19 protein-coding genes are annotated in these 17610 nt (G+C 40.4%); all 19 read right to left on the bottom strand.

The genetic code is table 11. From position 1 onward, the window contains the following. Positions 1 to 29 precede the first annotated feature (29 nt). Positions 30 to 815, bottom strand: a complete 786-nt coding sequence (locus AAEM60_RS10080; RefSeq protein ID WP_299740911.1) for a phosphatidate cytidylyltransferase — start codon at positions 813 to 815, stop codon at positions 30 to 32. Then, positions 815 to 1606, bottom strand: coding sequence for an isoprenyl transferase (locus AAEM60_RS10075; protein ID WP_299740909.1), 792 nt, complete (start codon positions 1604 to 1606; stop codon positions 815 to 817). The genes AAEM60_RS10080 and AAEM60_RS10075 overlap by 1 nt, the downstream gene beginning before the upstream one ends. Positions 1607 to 1890: 284 nt before the next feature. After that, complete coding sequence (gene frr, locus AAEM60_RS10070) at positions 1891 to 2448, bottom strand: ribosome recycling factor (protein ID WP_299740907.1); 558 nt, start codon at positions 2446 to 2448, stop codon at positions 1891 to 1893. Beyond that, positions 2448 to 3173 carry a UMP kinase gene (pyrH, locus tag AAEM60_RS10065; RefSeq protein ID WP_299740905.1) on the bottom strand — a complete coding sequence of 242 codons (726 nt, stop codon included), beginning with the start codon at positions 3171 to 3173 and terminating at the stop codon, positions 2448 to 2450. The genes frr and pyrH overlap by 1 nt, the downstream gene beginning before the upstream one ends. 87 nt (positions 3174 to 3260) lie before the next feature. Continuing rightward, a complete protein-coding gene (gene tsf, locus AAEM60_RS10060; protein WP_299740904.1) occupies positions 3261 to 4142 on the bottom strand; it encodes a translation elongation factor Ts in 882 nt (293 codons plus the stop codon). Positions 4143 to 4291: 149 nt separating this feature from the next. Further along, positions 4292 to 4999 carry a 30S ribosomal protein S2 gene (gene rpsB / locus AAEM60_RS10055; RefSeq protein WP_044337376.1) on the bottom strand — a complete coding sequence of 236 codons (708 nt, stop codon included), beginning with the start codon at positions 4997 to 4999 and terminating at the stop codon, positions 4292 to 4294. A 159-nt stretch (positions 5000 to 5158) separates the two neighbouring features. Then, on the bottom strand, positions 5159 to 5683 hold the full coding sequence (locus tag AAEM60_RS10050; RefSeq protein ID WP_299740899.1) for a hypothetical protein: 525 nt from the start codon (positions 5681 to 5683) through the stop codon (positions 5159 to 5161). Between the two features lie 135 nt (positions 5684 to 5818). After that, positions 5819 to 6577: a FliA/WhiG family RNA polymerase sigma factor gene (locus AAEM60_RS10045; RefSeq protein WP_299740897.1), complete on the bottom strand. Its 759-nt coding sequence runs from the start codon at positions 6575 to 6577 to the stop codon at positions 5819 to 5821. A gap of 100 nt (positions 6578 to 6677) precedes the next feature. Continuing rightward, complete coding sequence (locus tag AAEM60_RS10040) at positions 6678 to 7175, bottom strand: chemotaxis protein CheD (RefSeq protein WP_299740895.1); 498 nt, start codon at positions 7173 to 7175, stop codon at positions 6678 to 6680. Continuing rightward, on the bottom strand, positions 7172 to 7807 hold the full coding sequence (locus AAEM60_RS10035; RefSeq protein WP_299740893.1) for a chemotaxis protein CheC: 636 nt from the start codon (positions 7805 to 7807) through the stop codon (positions 7172 to 7174). The genes AAEM60_RS10040 and AAEM60_RS10035 overlap by 4 nt, the downstream gene beginning before the upstream one ends. Positions 7808 to 7822: 15 nt before the next feature. Further along, positions 7823 to 8248 (bottom strand): chemotaxis protein CheW, encoded by a 426-nt coding sequence (locus AAEM60_RS10030; protein ID WP_341357987.1) that lies wholly within the window; start codon positions 8246 to 8248, stop codon positions 7823 to 7825. Positions 8249 to 8281: 33 nt separating this feature from the next. Further along, on the bottom strand, positions 8282 to 10306 hold the full coding sequence (locus tag AAEM60_RS10025) for a chemotaxis protein CheA (protein ID WP_299740891.1): 2025 nt from the start codon (positions 10304 to 10306) through the stop codon (positions 8282 to 8284). A gap of 15 nt (positions 10307 to 10321) precedes the next feature. Next, positions 10322 to 11410, bottom strand: a complete 1089-nt coding sequence (locus AAEM60_RS10020) for a chemotaxis response regulator protein-glutamate methylesterase (protein WP_299740889.1) — start codon at positions 11408 to 11410, stop codon at positions 10322 to 10324. A 9-nt stretch (positions 11411 to 11419) separates the two neighbouring features. Then, on the bottom strand, positions 11420 to 12241 hold the full coding sequence (locus AAEM60_RS10015; protein ID WP_299740887.1) for a MinD/ParA family protein: 822 nt from the start codon (positions 12239 to 12241) through the stop codon (positions 11420 to 11422). A 13-nt stretch (positions 12242 to 12254) separates the two neighbouring features. Beyond that, positions 12255 to 13415 (bottom strand): flagellar biosynthesis protein FlhF, encoded by a 1161-nt coding sequence (gene flhF / locus AAEM60_RS10010; RefSeq protein ID WP_299740885.1) that lies wholly within the window; start codon positions 13413 to 13415, stop codon positions 12255 to 12257. Beyond that, entirely contained in the window at positions 13412 to 15448 is a 2037-nt protein-coding gene (flhA, locus tag AAEM60_RS10005) for a flagellar biosynthesis protein FlhA (protein WP_299740883.1), read from the bottom strand. The genes flhF and flhA overlap by 4 nt, the downstream gene beginning before the upstream one ends. Positions 15449 to 15466: 18 nt before the next feature. Further along, positions 15467 to 16549 carry a flagellar biosynthesis protein FlhB gene (flhB, locus tag AAEM60_RS10000; RefSeq protein ID WP_299740880.1) on the bottom strand — a complete coding sequence of 361 codons (1083 nt, stop codon included), beginning with the start codon at positions 16547 to 16549 and terminating at the stop codon, positions 15467 to 15469. Between the two features lies 1 nt (position 16550). Continuing rightward, a complete protein-coding gene (fliR, locus tag AAEM60_RS09995; RefSeq protein WP_299740879.1) occupies positions 16551 to 17327 on the bottom strand; it encodes a flagellar biosynthetic protein FliR in 777 nt (258 codons plus the stop codon). A gap of 4 nt (positions 17328 to 17331) precedes the next feature. Continuing rightward, positions 17332 to 17601: a flagellar biosynthesis protein FliQ gene (gene fliQ, locus AAEM60_RS09990; protein WP_299740877.1), complete on the bottom strand. Its 270-nt coding sequence runs from the start codon at positions 17599 to 17601 to the stop codon at positions 17332 to 17334. Between the last annotated feature and the right edge of the window lie 9 nt (positions 17602 to 17610).

Below are 17610 nucleotides of genomic sequence, written 5' to 3'. Positions count from 1 at the left end.
CTCCTCCCGCTAGAAGCCTTCTACCTTTTTTATAAAAGAAAGTGAAGAAGGGGAAATACAAATAATAAACTATCAAAACGATCAAGCATTCCACCATGTCCAGGTAATAAATGACCAGAATCTTTTACTTTGTAATGTCTTTTCAAGGCAGATTCGACTAAGTCTCCCACTTGTCCAAAGACAGAAAGAATCCCAGTCACGATAATGAGTTTGGGAATGGACATATCAAGATCTGTGAAGAATGTCATGATGACACCGACTACGATGGCACAAATGATCCCACCTACAAAACCTTCAATGGTTTTATTCGGACTGATTTCAGGCCATAGCTTCTTTTTCCCCATCGCTCTTCCGATGAAATAAGCACCTGAGTCTGTCGCCCATATAATAAATAAAGCATAGAAAACAAACTGTACTCCTTCATCCAAACGGATCTCCATGAAGTAATAGAATCCAATCCCTACATATAAAATGCTTAATAGAGCAAATGCCACATCATCGAATGTGTAACGGTTCTTGGTTGCCACTGTATATGTTAAAAAGAGCAGCACGGCAAGAAAAGCCATTTCAATTTTGGAATAGCCAAAGTCAGCTATGATCCCAATTGCATCGGTTGGGATCAAGAAAACCCACAAAAGGGCCAGAGATAATAAACCAGGAATGGTAAAAATCCATTGCCCCCTCATCTTTAATGCCTCATATAAACTGATTGAAGCAATAAGATACATTAAAATAATAAATGGTGTTTCACCAAAAATGATGATCGGTAAAAATATCGCTGCAGCTACCACTGCTGTAATAATTCTTTGTTTCATTAGGATTCCTCGCTTTGTAACCCACCAAATCTTCTTGAACGACCTTGATATGCTTCAATTGCTTCTATTAAATGCTCTTTGCCGAAATCCGGCCACAGTACGTCTGTAAAAAAGAACTCTGTATAAGCTAATTGCCATAGCATAAAGTTACTTAAGCGGATTTCTCCACTCGTTCGAATAAGCAGGTCTGGATCTTTTAAATCTTTCGTCATCAAGTAACTCGAAAACACTTCTTCATTTAATTGGTTCTCATCTAGTATTCCATTCTGAACATCTTTTAAGACATGCTTCATGGAATCTATAATTTCTGAGCGGCTGCCATAATTTAAAGCAAAGTTTAATATTAGTCCGTTATTATGCTTCGTAGCTTCCATCGCTTTCGTGACGGCTTTCTTCGTATGGTTCGGCAGTGCATCAGGAGAACCCATCATTTTAACTTGAACATTTTCTTCTACCAATTCAGGCAGAAAAGTTCCTAGAAATTCCTCTGGCAACTTCATCAGAAACTCAACTTCCATTTTTGGGCGTTTCCAGTTCTCAGTTGAAAAAGCATAGAGTGTTAAGGCCTCTACACCTAGTTCGTTTGCCAATTTAGTGATTCTCCGCACACATTTCATGCCTTCATGGTGTCCGGCCACTCTGGGCAATGCCCTTTTTTTGGCCCATCGTCCATTACCATCCATAATAATTGCTATATGACCCGGAATAGGGTGTTTTATTAATTCTTGAAATCGATCATCCACTTCCTCGGAAGTTTGCTGTCGTTTCCATTGCTTAAGCTTGTTTAGCATAAAAAATCCTCCACCAACAATCCAAAAAATATTTACCCTTACTATCATATCAAAAAATAAGGAAGATATCTTCAAGAAAATAGATTATGTATATTCATATAGGTATCTTGAACGTTTTATACGAAGTTGTTCCGCCCCATCACAACTAATATAAACGTTCTATCAGAGAATACGAGAAGCTTGCTATCATTACGCATACTCTAAACAAGCATAAACAAAGGGACTGTCCCATAAGGAATATGAGTTCACTTATAGGTCAGTCCCTTAGGATTAGAATATGATCATTAAACTTCTAACATTTCTTGTTCTTTATCTTTGGCAATGCCATCGATCTTGACGATGCTCTCGTCTGTTGCTTTTTGAACATCATCAGAGTATCCACGAAGATCATCTTCTGTTATGTCTCCGCTCTTTTCTTTCTTCTTAAGATCGTCATTTGCATCACGACGGATGTTACGAATCGCCACTTTTGCATCTTCAGCTTCTCTTTTCACAAGCTTCACGAGTTCTTTACGACGTTCTTCCGTTAAGGCAGGAACTACGATTCGGATAATATTCCCATCACTGGTAGGTGTAATTCCAAGATCTGATTTCAAAATCGCCTTCTCAATATCACCTAAAGCAGATTTGTCATAAGGTTGGATTACAAGCATACGAGCCTCTGGAATGGAAATTCCCGCTAATTGATTCACAGGTGTAGGTGCACCGTAATAATCAACTGTGATCTTATCAAGTAGTGATGCGTTAGCTCTACCGGCACGGATACTTGCTAACTCACGAGAAAATGTTTGAATTGCTTTTGTCATTCTTTCTTTTGCATTTGCAATGATCGTATTTGGCATTATGATTTCCCCCTAACGATTGTACCTATATTCTCACCAGTGATGGCTCTCTTAATATTCCCATCCTCCATAATAGAGAATACAATAAGTGGAATATCATTGTCCATACAAAGGGAAGAAGCTGTTGAATCCATTACAGCTAAACCTTCTTTCAGAACATCTAGATAGGAAAGTTCTTCATATTTAACAGCCGTTTCGTCCTTCTTAGGATCTGCTGAATATACTCCATCTACGTTGTTCTTAGCCATAAGGATCACTTCTGCTTCGATTTCAGCTGCTCTAAGTGCGGCAGTTGTATCTGTCGAGAAGTAAGGATTTCCAGTACCTGCTGCAAAAATCACAACACGTTTCTTCTCTAAGTGGCGGATCGCTCTTCGTCTAATATAAGGCTCTGCCACCTGACGCATGTCAATCGATGTTTGAACTCTTGTTTCAATACCCAGCTGTTCAAGGCTGTCTTGAAGGGCTAAAGAGTTCATAACGGTAGCAAGCATCCCCATATAGTCTGCAGATGCACGATCCATGCCCATTTCACTACCTATCTTACCACGCCAGATATTACCTCCACCAACTACAACTGCCACTTCAACATCAAGTTCAGCAATTTCTTTTACTTCTTCTGCAACATTTTTAATGACAGAAGGATTGATTCCGAAGCCATCATCACCTGCTAATGCTTCTCCACTAAGTTTCAGAACGACACGTTTGTATTTTGGAACGCCCATGGGAACCTCCATAAAATAGAATTTTTCTTGAAAAATAGGGAACACGCTAGGTGTTCCCTACTTATAGATGTTTAACTTTAGCTGATCTTATTTGTTTACTTGGTTCATTACTTCTTCAGCGAAGTTTTCTTGACGCTTCTCAAGACCTTCTCCTACTTCGTAACGGGTGAAGTCAGTTAAAGTAGCTTTATTTGCTTCAAGGTATTGACGTACTTTTTGATCTGGATTCTTAACGAATGTTTGATCTAAGATACAGATATCCTCGAAGTATTTCCCAAGGCGACCTTCCACCATTTTTTCAACGATGTTTTCAGGTTTTCCTTCATTTAATGCTTGTTGCTTAAGTACTTCACGCTCACGCTCTACTTCTTCAGCAGAAACCTGATCACGTGAAACATATTTAGGATTTAATGCTGCAGCGTGCATAGCAACGTCTTTCGCAACATTAGCATCTGTAGTGCCTTCAACCACTGTTAGAACAGCGATACGGCCACCCATGTGCAGGTATTCACCGAAAGCAGCGTTATCATCTTTAGTACGGATTTCAAAACGACGCAGAGTGATTTTTTCTCCGATTTTAGCGATAGCAGCATTGATGAATTCACTTACAGTTGAACCATTTGTCATTTTTTGCTCATGAGCTTCCTCAACAGAAGCTGGTTTGTTAGCAAGTAAGTGGTCAGATAATTCTTTTACAAGGTTTTGGAAGTTTTCGTTTTTCGCAACGAAATCTGTTTCTGCATTTACTTCAAGAATAATTGCAGTGTTTCCTTCGCTCGCAATGTAAGTAGTACCTTCTGCTGCGATACGGTCAGCTTTCTTAGCTGCTTTCGCAATTCCTTTTTCACGTAAAAAGTCAATTGCTTTGTCCATATCTCCATCAGTTTCTGTTAACGCTTTTTTACAGTCCATCATTCCAGCGCCAGTTTTTTCACGAAGTTCTTTAACCATTTGTGCAGTAATTGCCATAGTGGGTTTCCTCCTTAGATTAACTATGTAGACTATGTCACCAATAGGTGAGAGTCAAAAATGTACTGTCTCTATAATTGAGGACAGTAAATGTGAATACTCTTTAAAAAAAGGTGATAAGGGTAAACCCTCTTATCACCTTTCATTCATTACTCAGCTGCTACAGCTGCTTCTTCACCTTGCTTAGCTTCTAAAATAGCATCTGCCATTTTACCTGTAAGAAGCTTAACTGCACGGATCGCATCGTCATTCGCAGGAATAACTACATCGATTTCGTCCGGATCACAGTTTGTATCAACAATACCCACGATAGGGATATGAAGTTTACGAGCTTCAGCTACTGCGATACGCTCTTTACGAGGATCGATGATGAATAATGCATCAGGTAGCGTGTTCATATCTTTGATTCCGCCTAAGAATTTCACTAAGCGTTCATGTTCTTTTTTAAGTTGTACTACTTCTTTCTTAGGTAGTACTTCAAACGTTCCGTCCTCTTCCATTTTTTCAATTTCTTTAAGACGGGAAATACGCTTTTGGATTGTTTCGAAGTTAGTAAGAGTTCCACCCAACCAACGTTGGTTGATGTAGTACATACCTGCACGTTCTGCTTCTTCTTTAACAGACTCCTGTGCTTGCTTTTTCGTACCGACGAAAAGAACTTTACCGCCGTTACCAGCTAATTCTTTAACGAAGTTATAAGCTTCTTCAACCTTTTTAACTGTTTTTTGAAGGTCGATGATGTAGATGCCGTTACGCTCAGTGAAGATGTATCTCTTCATTTTTGGGTTCCAACGGCGGGTTTGGTGTCCGAAATGTACACCAGCTTCTAGCAATTGTTTCATAGAAATTACTGACATGTGTGTTTCCTCCTAAATGGTTTTTGTTTTCTCCTCCGTTTCCGTCATCTTGTAGTAGAAACTATTTATCAAAAATAGCACCATCTACCTCAATCGAGAAACGTGTGTAATCACACCATGAATACTATAGCATACCTATTCAGACCAATCAAGAACTTCCTACATAATTTGACGAAATTTTAAAAGAAGCTCAATTTCTGTTTGACCTTTTCCGACAGTTTGAGCTATTTCTTCTACGGTCAATCCTTCTCTCTTTAGTGAGAGAACCTGTTGAAGAAAGGGATCTTCATTGGTTTTTACTGTTGGTTGCACCTCAAACTTTTTTTCGCCGGCTCCCATTTGTGGTGTTAATTTTTGCTGATAGGCCTTTGAAGCTTGCTTATATCCTGCTCCTGACCACTTGGGATTGGTTTGAAGCGGGGAACTGTTTACATTCTCATCATCCGTATTGTCAGTGATACGTTTTTCACTTTTAGCATGTTGATTAAATGTACGCATGAACTCTTCATTCTCTTCTTTCATTTCGATCAGATAAGTAGAGATGACCTCTTCCAATTCCTTGATCATTTTCTTTTGTTCTTTTTCCATGTTAAGAAAACGATTTTGCCTTGAGTATAAAATGACGATTGCCAGCAATGCAACGATATTAAGAAGAAAAGATATAAAAAGCAGGAATGTTACCATGAAATCACCTTAGTTTAGTTTGATTTTAGTCTTTCTTAAAACTATAAAGGACTGCCCCCTTAAACTGCATTTCGTCGGAACAGTCCATCAACATCTATTGGTTTGGCTCATTTACTGTTCTGTCAATCGAGAGGGTCAAGAGCCTAATAAATTGCGCAGTTTAAAGATGGCCTTGGAATGTATTTGTGAAATACGCGATGTTGATAGTTTCATTACTTCCCCGATTTCCGTTAACGTTAATTCTTCTTTGTAGAATAAGCTTAATACAAGCTGTTCCTTTTCAGAGAGGGTTAGAATCGTTTTCTCTAACTCCGATACTTTTTCACCCTTCAACACTTCTTCTTCAGGAGAGATCGTCTTATCATCTTTAATAGAATAGCTCTGAGATTCATGATCATCATCGGTTAGTTGCTCATCCATGGAAAGAATATTGGCAAAGAAATGTTCATTGGTCGTTTGGTAAACTTCTTCCGGAGCGATTTCTAACGAAGCAGCCACTTCCTCAGCCGTCACGTGTCGCAATAAAATTTGTTCGAGTTCCACTGTTTTGGCTTCAATTTTTTTCGCCCGGTCCCTTGTTGATCGCGGAAGCCAGTCTTCTTTTCTTAGTCCGTCAAGAATTGCTCCCCGTACTCTGAAGGAAGCATATGTATCGAACTTTAGATCTCTCGTTGGATCAAACTTCTGAAGTGCATCCAGTAATCCCATCAACCCAAGACTCTTTATATCTTCTCTCGAGACGTTTCTTGGCAGCCCAACGGAAATTCGCTGAACATGATACGACACAAGTGGCATATACTTTTTCACTAACATGTCACCTGCCCGGGTATCACGACTGTTTATCCATCTCTCCCAATATAGTTGTTCATCTGTTCGAGGGGGTTGCTGAGACATAAGTATCCTCCTTGCTTACTATTTTCTTTCTTGAAATCTACTTTAAAGTATAAAACACCTTGAGTATGAGCAAACGAACTTTTTGAAACTGAACGTATACTCACAATTCCTTAGTTCCTTCATTAACTGTGCGAACATGAAGGATTCCAGTCGATGTGAAGAATTCAATGGTTCTCCCTTTATTACCACCAATGTCCTCTGCTACAATCGGAACTCGATGCTTCAAGAGGGCCACCTTAACTGCATCCGCATTCCTCGGACCTATTCTCATCACATCGCTTTTTGCCTGAAATTGAAACATTTGTGCACCTCCCGCCATTTTGCACTTAAGTCTCCCCATATTCGCTCCCCGTATTCCCAGTTGTCGAATGAGTTCCTCTATTCCCGTGTCTGCGTATTTGGCTAAGTTCATCAACGGCTCTTTCCCTATCGTAGAATGGGGGAGCATAACGTGGACCATACCTGCCAATTTGATAAGGTCATCGTATAGTACAACTCCAATGCAAGAACCCAAGCCCGATGTGCGAATTGAACTTCCATTACCCACGATATTCATATCTGCAATCCCCACCTTTACCACGGTGTGTAAAGCATTCATAACTTCACACCAAGTGATTGAAAGATGACCTCAAATGAATCCGGATCGGGTAAGAGGAAGAAATGACCTTTCACACTTTCTGATTTCTGAAATTCTTCTTCTTTCAAGGCAGTATCTATAACAATCGCATAATCACTTACCTGAGAAATTTCAAGTAATCCGAAACCGATGATGGCTCCGGCCATATCTACCGATAAAGCGGGGACTGAAGGTAATAGCTTAAGATTCGTAAAGTCAGATAGGGACGACAAATAAGAACCTGAGAGAATATTACCTAACTCTTGCATAGCTGATAATCCTAATTCTGAATACGGCGGTTCACTAAATGAAAAGGAACGATCCTGTATCATGGTCCGAATATAAATAGAGGCTTGTTCAAGAGGCAACAAAAAAAACATGCTTCCCGGTGCTTCCCCTTCAATCCTTAAGAATACACTTACGACCACATTATCCGGTCCCCCTGCCATCTCCATCATTTCATCGAATGTAACAACCTGCACACTGGGCACCTTCATATCAATCTTCTTACCCAGTAGAGTGGAGAGGGCAGTTGCAGCATGACCCGCTCCAATATTTCCGATTTCTTTCAAAATATCCAAGTGCATTGACGATATTTTCTTTTCATATCCCATTCGTATCTGACCCCCTTAAATGGATTCCAGAATTTTGTCAAGATGGAGCAGGATCAACAAACGTTTGTTCTGCTTGACTACTCCACCAATGTACTCTGCCTCCATTATTCCGACAACTTGTGGCGGCGGTTCAATCATTTCTCTCGCTACATCTAACACATCATTTGCTGAATCTACGATCAATCCTACTTCTTTATCCTCTGAACCAACGATAATCAAACGGGTGCTTTCTAATGAATCTGAAGAGGATAAACCAAATCGGCTTCTTAAATCGATAATGGGAGTTACGACACCACGTAAATTTATTACTCCCCTAACATAGGAAGGCATTCCAGGCACTCTCGTAATATATTGCAGCTTCTCAATTGACCGAACCTGATTGACGGGAATCGCATATTCCTTATCCACCAATTGAAATACGATAAGCTTTAGGTCTTCCATCGTCTCTGATACTACACTCATTTCCCTTACCTCCTATTTTATCAACGCATTACAATCAACAATCAGCGCTACCTTTCCATCCCCCAATATAGTGCCACCGGAAATAGCGAATACATCGTGCAGATAATTCCCTAATGATTTTAGAACAATTTCCTGTTGACCAATAAAGGAATCTACCACTAACCCTGCCATCTTTTCACCTTTACGGACAACCACGACAGAATATAAGTCCTCATCCTTTGAATCTTTAGGAACTTCGAAAACATCCTTGAGGAATAACAATGGTACAATCTTGCCTCTGAAATCAATCACTCTTTGATTATGTGCGTTCATCATCTCTTCTTTTTTCACTATGGCCGTCTCTATGATCGAAGAAAGTGGAATTGCGTATTTCTCAGCTTCAATTTCAACAAGCATGACTGATATGATCGATAAGGTTAATGGTAATTGGATAGAAAACAGTGAGCCTTGTCCAACAGTAGAGTCGATTGTTATTGAACCGCCCAATGACTCAATCGTTGCTTTGACGACATCAAGGCCAACTCCCCTACCAGAGATATCCGAGATTTGCTCAGCAGTAGAAAAGCCTGATGCCAGGATGAGTTCATAGATTTGCCGATCCGATAAGGTTTGCGCAACTTCTTCTGATACAATTCCTTTTTGAATCGCTTTTTCCAGTACCCGCTGTTTATTTATTCCTGCACCATCGTCTTCTAGTTCAATAAATACATGATTTCCACTATGATAGGCTCGCAGCTTGACGGTTCCTTGTTCAGGCTTACCATTTTTAGTACGAACATCAGGCATTTCGATTCCGTGATCTAAAGCGTTTCGAATTAAGTGGACGAGAGGGTCTCCAATCTCATCAATGACCGTACGATCAAGTTCGGTCTCTGCCCCGATGATTTCTAATTCTATTTCCTTATTTAAATCTCTTGCAAGCTGCCTTACCATGCGTGGAAAGCGGTTAAATACCGTCTCTACAGGAACCATCCGCATATTGAGAATGATGCTTTGTAAGTCTCCGGAAATCCGTGTCATTCTTTCAACCGTTTCATTTAATTCCGGGTTATTCAAATCTTTAGAGATCTGTTCCAGTCTGCCTCTATCAATGACAAGCTCTTCAAACAAATTCATCAGCACATCTAAGCGTTCAATATTCACACGGATCGTTTTGCTCGAAGGGTTCGATTGTTTTGATGGATTACTTGTTGTTTTGGGTATCATTTCTTCCCTTTCTTTTTCAACACCTTCTCTATGCTGTTCCTCATTAGCATTATTTTCATTATCATGAAGATGATGAGAGGTGAGTTCCAGTACAGTGACTTCTTCAACCTCAGATACCTTTCGTATACTCTTTTCTATGCCACTTGCATCCCCTTTTGACACAACGGCTACAACAAAGGAATGATCGAACTGTTCTTCTTCCAGCTGATCTACAGTTGGGAAAGACTTAATGACTTCCCCGATTTGTTCCAGCACTTCAAAAACCATATAAACCCTTGCTGCTTTTAAAAGGCAATCCTCCCGCAAGGATACGGTGATTTCAAAGCAATGGAATCCCTGTTCATAGGATTGCTGAATAACGGTTTGTTCAAATGCTTCATACTTCATGGATAATGTATGTATTTCGGTGGCTGAGGATGCGGCAACTTCATTACTAGCTGACTGTAGAACTTCACCCTTTTCAATCGCTTGGAGGAGAGTTACTACTTCTGACACGTCCCGCTTCCCATCTCCGCCGTCTGCGATAGAAAACACCATTGCTTCTAAGTCGTCAACGGATTTAAACACAATATCCAAAATTTCTGGCGTCACTTTTATTTTTTCGTTTCGAATAGCATCCAGTACGTTCTCCATTTTATGGGTAAGGTTTGCTAAATCCTCGTATCCCATCGTTGCAGACATTCCTTTTAACGTGTGAGCTGAACGAAAAATTTCATTAACAATCGCCAGGTTTTCAGGGTTTTTCTCCAATTCCAGTAATTGCTCATTACAGGTTTGTAGATTTTCCTTACTCTCTTCTATAAAAACTTCTAAATATTGACTCAATTCCATGTGCACCACACCTCTCTACAACATGTACTTCATAATGGTTTGAGAAATATCCCCGATGGTTTCCACGCTGTCCACTAAATTTGTCGCGATAGCCGATTTCGGCATTCCAAACACAATACAAGATTCTTCAGATTCTGCAATGGCTCTCACTTCGCCTCGTTCTTTAAGCTTGATCAATCCTTCAGAGCCATCAGAACCCATACCGGTCATAATGACAGCAATTTTGCCATAGTCTAGAATCAAGCTTACGGATTCGAACAATATGTCAACGGAAGGTCTGTGACCATTCCTTGGTGCTTCTTCCTTTGAAAGATGAATGGATAATTGTGATCCAAACTCAACAACCTTTGTATGAAAACCACCAGGTGCTATATATGCTGTTCCTTTTTGAAGGATTTCTTCATGTTCCGCTTCCTTCACTTTAATGACTGACTGACCATCTAACCGATTGGCGAGTGATCTGGTAAAACCAGGCGGCATATGCTGCACCACTACAACTGGTGCATCCAGGTTAGGTGGTAATTCAGTCAGCACCTGCTGTAAAGCGCGTGGACCTCCTGTTGAAGTTCCAATTAGGATTATTTTCGGTGAATTCATGCTCCAGTTGCTTTCTGAAGCTGTCGTGAGTTCTGTCCCATTAGCTTGTCTGCTTGATCCTTTTAATTCTGACCTCTTTCTCTTCCCATAAGTTTTGGTCATCTTTGTCATATTCACCTTGCTTGCCGCGACTACTTTTTCAACTATTTCATCTTGAACTTTATGAAGGTCCAATGATATGGTCCCTGAAGGTTTAGCGATAAAATCCACAGCTCCCAGTTCCATGGCTTTAAAAGTCTCCTCTGCCCCTTCTCTGGTTGTGGAAGAGAGCATCACGACAGGAACTGGACATTCCCCCATAATCCGCCTTAAGGCTTCTATTCCATTCATCCTTGGCATTTCAACATCTAAGGTTACGACGTCAGGACGAAGTTTATTAATTTTCGAGATTGCGTCTTCACCATTCCTTGCAATTCCTATCACTTCTAGTTGCTTTGAGGCTGTTAGAAAATCACTAATAAGTTTTCTCATAAATGCTGAATCATCTACAACTAGAACCTTTTTCATTCAGGACTTTTACCTCCCAAAAAATAAATTTTTCATACTCTTTAAAAAACCTGCTTGTTTACTCACCGGTTGTCCCCCGGAAAGCTGATGCAACATCGTACGCAGACTTAAGGTCATGGCTGAAGCAGGGTAAGAAACGACTAAGGGGGTTTGTTGAATGACCGCCTTCCTGACCGTTGAATCTTCGGGTAAGACCCCTAAAGAGACAATCTCCTTATGCAGGAATTTCCTCATCGTTTCTTGCAGTCTAGTAATCGTTTCAAGGCCTTCCTTCTTGAATTCAGCCCGATTACATGTCAGATAGAACTTTTTCTCTTGATCTCTCAAGTAAATATATTTCATCATCGAGTAGGCATCTGTGATTGAAGTAGGTTCAGGTGTCGTGACTACAATGATTTCATCCATGGCCAGGAGGAACTCTATTGTTTCTTTCGTAGCACCTGCCCCCATATCGAAAAGAATATAATCATACTTTTGAACTGCATACTCTAACACTTCAAAGAAGCGTTCTATCTGCTTCTCTTTCCACTCCACTATGTCTTTCAGGCCATTCCCACCGCTTATGTAAGAAATACCATGAACATTTTCACAAATAATCGTGTCGATATCCGATTCTTTTTCGTCGATATAATCCATGATTGAGTAGGTATGATGACTTCCCAGTAATATATGAATGTTTCCCATCCCGATATCAAGGTCAAATAATAATACTTTCTTATTTTCTCTACCAAGCAAAATAGAAAGGTTAGTTGAGATATTCGATTTTCCGACCCCACCCTTTCCACTTACAACTGCAATCGTTTTAGCAGGAGGAGAGTCATCTAAGAGCATTTTCCTCCTTAGGTTATATGCTTGATCTCTCATAGCGAAATCCTTTCATTAGAAAATGACCTATTTTTTCAATGTTCACCTCGGTGATATCCTCAGGTACATCCTGACCGATTGTTACATAGGCTGCACCGATCTTCATCTCGGACATCATGTTGATCATAGAGCCATAACTGGATGTTTCATCCAATTTCGTAAAAATGAACCGATCAATGTCAATAGAAGAAAACTGTGAAATGATTTCCTTCATATCCCGCTCCTTGCTGGTCAGGGATAGAACCAAGAACGTTTCCATGTGATGCTTGAAGTCGATAATTCCCCGCAAATCTTCTACATATTTCTTTTCTCTGAAATTCCGGCCGGCAGTATCAATGAACACATGGTCATAGTCCCGGAATTTATCGATTGCTTTTTTAAAGTCTTCCATTTTATAGACTACTTCAACTGGTACATTCAACAGACCGGCATACGTTTTTAATTGCTCGATCGCTGCAATGCGATACGTATCCGTCGTGATGAAAGCTATTTTCATCCGTTTCTCAATGACTGCCTCAGCAGCCATTTTTGCTAAAGTAGTTGTTTTACCCACACCTGTAGGGCCAACTACGTTAATATATTTCTTCTTGTAACTCATACCGCCTGAAGAGATTTCCTCCAGAAGAGCATTAAGAAAATACGTGACTTCCTGTCGGGCCCATTCATTTCGATTATTCCCTGGAAGAAAACCACCCTTGATCCTTCCTTCAAGATAGTCACCAAGTTGGAAGAGTGTTGGGTCACTCACATCATGATTTTTAAGATATAACAAGATTTCTTGAATATCTTCAGAGTAATTCTGGAATTGATTTTTTGATTTCATGGTAGAAATCATGTGTTTTAGTTCTTTTAATTCTGACTCTACCGACCGATTAGGACCGTCGTATTTTTTTTCGGAAGGATCGGAAGTAGGAACGATTGGTGCAGATGCGGCTTTCATCTTATTCATTTCCATCTTTTCAATCTCAACCTCTGGATCGATGGCAGCGATGACCTCTATCATCTTCTTTTTAAATAACCCCATAAATCCACCCGTATACGCTACTTTAGAGTTTAGGATGACAGCATCATCCCCTAATTCAGCTCTAACCTTTTTCATTGCCTCATTCATGGAAGGTGCTGCATATTTCTTTACTTTCATCCGACATTCACCACCCCTAAACTTTGTACTTCTACAGTTGCTTCTAATTCGTTATATGAAATGATAGGCACTTGTGGGAAATACCTCTCTGTCAATTGTCTTACGTACATTCTCACAGCTGGGGAACACAGAATGATCGGTGACTCCTCCATAAGAGACAACTGCTCCATTTGTGATGCGACTGCCTCCAGGATTCCTTGAGAATCGTTTGGATCCATTGATAAATAATTTCCATGTTCCGTTTGTTGAATGGCGTCGGCAATCAATTTTTCAACCTTTCCTGACATAGTCACAACCTTTAAGGAAGCATCTCCTTGAACATATTGACTGGTAATTTGCCTTGCCAACGATTGCCGGACATATTCAGCTAAAAGATCTGTATCTGAACTCATTTTGGCATAATCAGCAAGTGTTTCAAAAATAATCGGCAAATTTCTGATAGACACATTTTCCTTTAACAACTTGGCTAATACTTTTTGTACTTCACCTACTGTTAAAGGATTCGGCGTCACTTCTTCCACTAATATCGGGTAGGATTCCTGCAGGTGATCAATGAGCTGTTTCGTCTCCTGCCTGCCAAGTAGTTCATGAGCATTTGTTTTAATCATTTCGGTTATGTGGGTGGACACCACTGACGGCGGATCCACAACTGTATATCCGAATATTTCTGCCTGCTCTTTCATATCTTCTGAAATCCACTTAGCCGGAAGACCGAATGATGGCTCGATCGTATCAATTCCCTCGATCGAGTCATCCTCCACACCTGGACTCATGGCTAAATAATGATCAAGCAAAAGCTCTCCACGGGCCATCTCATTGCCTTTAATTTTCAAACGATATTCATTCGGTTGAAGTTGTATGTTGTCCCGGATCCTTACTACAGGTATGACCAGCCCCAGCTCTATCGCTAATTGACGGCGTATCATCACAATCCGGTCAAGGAGATCTCCTCCCTGATTCGTATCGGCAAGGGGAATCAGACCATAGCCGAACTCAAATTCAATCGGATCCACATTCAGTAAGTTCACGACGCTCTCCGGACTTTTCATTTCATCCTGCTCTACTTCCTCTTCCATTTCCATCATGTCGGATTCAGTTTCCTTAGGTGACCTTGAAAGCATGTAAGCCCCTATCGCTAATAAGGCTGCCACTGGAATGGTTAAGATATCGTGAATAGGAGTTGCTACACCCAGCATGAAGATCGTGAAGGCTGCTACATATAGCATCGCAGGATAAGCAAGTAGCTGATTCATGATATCCTGTCCCAGGTTCCCTTCAGATGCGGCTCTTGTTACCACGATGCCCGTGGCTGTTGAAATCAACAGGGCAGGAATCTGACTGACGATTCCATCTCCGACTGTCAGTAAAGAATAACGGGTTGCCGCTTCGGCAATAGGAAGCCCTTGTTGTGTCATGCCGATTATAATACCGAAGATTAAATTGATCATGACAATGACAATACCAGCTATGGCATCTCCCTTAACAAACTTGGATGCCCCGTCCATGGCACCATAGAAATCTGCTTCCCGCCCTACTTTTTCCCGACGATTTCTGGCATCATGCTCTGAAATCATCCCGGCATTCAAATCGGCATCTATACTCATCTGCTTACCGGGCATTGCGTCAAGGGTAAATCTTGCCGCAACCTCGGACACACGCTCAGATCCTTTTGTTATGACAATAAATTGGATCACGATGAGGATGATGAATACTACGAGACCGACGAGAATATTTCCCCCTACAACGAATGTTCCAAAGGTTTCCACAACGTCCCCTGCTTCACCCTTACTAAGGATTGATCTCGTTGTGGAAACATTTAGACCTAATCGAAAAAGTGTTAACAATAATAATAGGGAAGGAAATATAGAAAATTGCAATGGCTCATTCATATTCATCGAGGTTAGGAGTACAAGGAGTGCAAGTGAAATATTAACGATGATCAGTAAGCTTAATAACCAGGATGGGAACGGGATGATAAGCATGGCAACGATTAATATGACACTGGCTAGTACGGATAAATCTCTTGCTGACATTGTTTCTCTCCTAACTGCTTACATTTGATTTTTTATTCGGTAAACATAAGCTAAAATTTCTGCAACTGCTTTGAAAAATTCTTCAGGTACTGCATCGCCTATTTCAGCCGAGTCATATAGGGACCGGGCTAAGGGCCGATTTTCCACCATAACCACATCGTTTTCATTGGCGATATATTTAATCTTCTGTGCTAGATAATCAACGCCTTTTGCCACTACATAAGGCGCATCCATTTTATTCTCATCGTATTTAAGAGCAATGGCAAAGTGAGTAGGGTTTGTAATTACTACATCTGCTTCAGGAACTTCCTGCATCATGCGTCTCATAGCCATTTCACGCTGTCTTTGCTTAATTTTGGATTTAATTAGTGGGTCTCCCTCGATGTTTTTATGTTCATCTTTTAAATCCTGCTTTGACATTCGAATATTTTTTTCAAAATCATATTTCTGATAAAGAAAATCGAATAGAGATAAGAATAGTAGCGCAAGTGAAGCAGCGATTCCCATTTGCACAGTCAAGCTCGCCATCGTTGCTAATGAATCCCCCACTGATTTAAACGATAAGCTTAACACTTGATCAATATTCATCCAGAGAATGACGAAGGTGATTGCCCCAACAAATGAAATTTTTAAAATGGATTTTAATAGTTCAACGATTGCTCTTAAAGAAAAGATACGCTTGAACCCTTTAATCGGATCAATCTTTTCAAGCTTCGGCTCCAGCGGTTTAGTGGTAAACATGACTCCTACTTGAATATAATTCGAAAACAATCCGGCAAGTAAGGCCACTAACATAATCGGTCCGAGAAGTAACGCAAGCTCTTTCATAATATCCATGGTTATGACTTGAACTGTATTCTCTGTCAGTTCCATCAGCATATATTCCTGAAAGGTTTGATTAAAGAGATCGAACACAATATTTCCAATATAAGAAGCACTGAATGTAAGGAATAAAAAAACGGCAAGAAGGATGATTGCTGTATTCACATCCTGACTTTTTGCTGTTTGTCCTTTTTTCCGGGCGTCATCCCTCTTTTTCGGAGTTGCTTTCTCTGTTTTCTCCCCACTGAAAAACTGTAGGTCTAATGTTAGCCACTGCAATTTATGTGCCTCCAATTATTCTCATTAAATCTCTCATGGTTACAAACATCATCTCAAATAGCTGCTGCATGACAGCAAACATCACACCCATTACAATAAATAACACGATAAAGGCAACGGCAATCTTAATGGGAAACCCAACGACAAAGACGTTTAATTGTGGAACCGTCCTGGCGACAATGCCCAAAGCCACATCTACTAAAAATAATGTTGCAACCACCGGAATCGACATTTGAAAGGCAATGATAAACATTGAATTAAAGGAAGAAATAACATAATCAATTAATCTCTCATCTCCAAATGGAATCCAAGGGCTATCGATGGGAATCAATTGATAACTATAGAAAATTCCGTCCAGTAGTAAATGATGTCCATCCAGGGCAAGCAACAAAAGAAGCGCAAAGGTATATAAATATTGACCCATCAAGGGGCTTTGGGTTCCTGTTTGAGGGTCGATTACATTGGCTATGGCAAACCCCATCTGGAAATCTATGAATCCTCCTGCTATCTGAATGGCCGTAACGATCATATAGGCAACAAAGCCAATGAGAAGACCGATCATGGCTTCTTTCATAATCAATAAAAAGTATTGTCCGTTGATTTCAAATGCCGCAGAATCAATCGTGTAATACATCACCCATGAGAGTACAAGCGAGAAAGCGATCCGATGCTGTGCAGGTATATTACGGTATGAAAACAGGGGCATTGTAACAAAAAAAGCCGAAACCCTTACAAACACAAGTAAGTATACCGATAGAATAGGTACAAGTTCTTCCATTCTCTTACCCTACGAACCTTGTTAAATCCGAAAAGATTTGTGAGGTATACGTCACAAGCTTCGTTAACATCCAAGGGCCAAAGAAAACAATTCCGATCAAGACCGCCACAATCTTAGGTATAAACGCAAGGGTTTGTTCTTGTATTTGTGTTGTTGCTTGAAAAATACTGACGACCAACCCGACTACGAGGGCCAGCAGCAGTAATGGACCTGAAACGATGAGGGTTACATATATTCCACGCTCCGCTATTGCGATAACAGATTCAGCATTCATTGAAGCTCA

The sequence above is a fragment of the Rossellomorea sp. y25 genome (assembly GCF_038049935.1).
GTDB lineage: Bacteria > Bacillota > Bacilli > Bacillales > Bacillaceae_B > Rossellomorea.
This window is presented reverse-complemented; position numbering and strand designations above follow the sequence as displayed.